This is a genomic window from Staphylococcus intermedius NCTC 11048, from assembly GCF_002902385.1.
In the GTDB taxonomy this organism is placed as follows: domain Bacteria; phylum Bacillota; class Bacilli; order Staphylococcales; family Staphylococcaceae; genus Staphylococcus; species Staphylococcus intermedius.
The window spans coordinates 1-1248 of the sequence record NZ_PPQH01000131.1; the positions used below are offsets into that span (position 1 = coordinate 1).

Below are 1248 nucleotides of genomic sequence, written 5' to 3' on the forward strand. Positions count from 1 at the left end.
GAAGAACAGCAAGCTCAAATGATGCTTGCGTTTGCAGAAATTAAGGAGGTTAAATAATATGAAATTCCCAAGTTTTAACAACATCAAATATTTTTATGACAGAAACTATTACACTAATGATCAAATCAAACGTTTTGTAGAACTAGAATGTATTAATGAAGAAGAATTCAAAGAGATTACAGGTGTTGAATACGAGTCGCAGGTTTAACGTCTATGACTTAGTTTTTTAGAAAGCGGGTGTGATAGTGTTCGGATTTATGAAACGACGCGAGCACGAATGGCGCATCATGCGTCTAGAAGAAAACGACAAAGATATGTTTAAAAAGTTAGATAATATTGAACATAGTCTGCGGACTCAAGAAAAAGTTTATGATAAGTTAGATAGAACTTTCGAAGAGTTAAAGAAAGACAGATTAAAAGAAGAGCAAAATAAAAAAGAGAATGCTAAAAATATTCGAGAATTAAAAATGTGGATGTTAGGTGTCATAGGGACTATCGCAAGTACAATTATAATCGCAATTTTACGTACCTTTTTTGGTGTTTAAAGGAGGTGATTACTATGTTGTTCGGTTACAGTTTTTGGGCGTGTTTTTGGTTTGGTAAATGTAAACGTTAATTAAAACGAAGTCGGCGCTTATGCGTCGACTTATTTTTATGAAAGAGAAGTGATGTCATGTCATTACCTAAAACAGGTAAACCAACTGCTTTAGATGTTGTAAATTGGGCGTTGGACTTAGCTAAGCGACGCAAAGGTGTTGATGTAGATGGCTATTATGGAATGCAGTGTTGGGACCTACCTAACTATATTTTGAAGAAATACTGGGGTTTTACAACTTGGGGTAACGCAAATGCGATGGCTCAAAAAAGTAATTATCGCGGAAACGATTTTAAAATATATCGTAACACACCTTCTTTTGTACCGTTGCCTGGTGATTGGGCTGTTTGGGCAGGTAGTAACCCGGGTCATGTGTCGATTGTTGTGGGTCCAGCAAGTACAAGTTATTTTTATAGTTGCGATCAAAATTGGTACACAGCTAACTGGACAGGATCGCCTGCATACAAAATTAAACATAACTATAACGGTGTAACTCACTTTGTTAGACCACCATATAAAAAAAGTGCAACGTCAAACCCGAGTGACCCATCGACACCTAAACCACCAGCGATTGACCCAGAGCCAAACAAAGAACCAGACAAGCCGACAGTGAGGTTTAAAGACGTTACAAAAGTTATCTATACCATCAAACG

Annotated in this window: 3 protein-coding genes; all 3 read left to right on the top strand. The window is 36.9% G+C overall.

The window, feature by feature from the left end:
• The first annotated feature begins 58 nt into the window (after window positions 1–58).
• On the top strand, window positions 59–208 hold the full coding sequence (locus CD138_RS13495) for an XkdX family protein (protein WP_019167889.1): 150 nt from the start codon (window positions 59–61) through the stop codon (window positions 206–208).
• A 37-nt stretch (window positions 209–245) separates the two neighbouring features.
• Window positions 246–545, top strand: coding sequence for a DUF2951 family protein (locus CD138_RS13500; RefSeq protein WP_026066810.1), 300 nt, complete (start codon window positions 246–248; stop codon window positions 543–545).
• Window positions 546–673: 128 nt separating this feature from the next.
• The coding region (locus tag CD138_RS13505; RefSeq protein WP_180991070.1) for a CHAP domain-containing protein at window positions 674–1248 on the top strand (575 nt) is incomplete at its 3' end.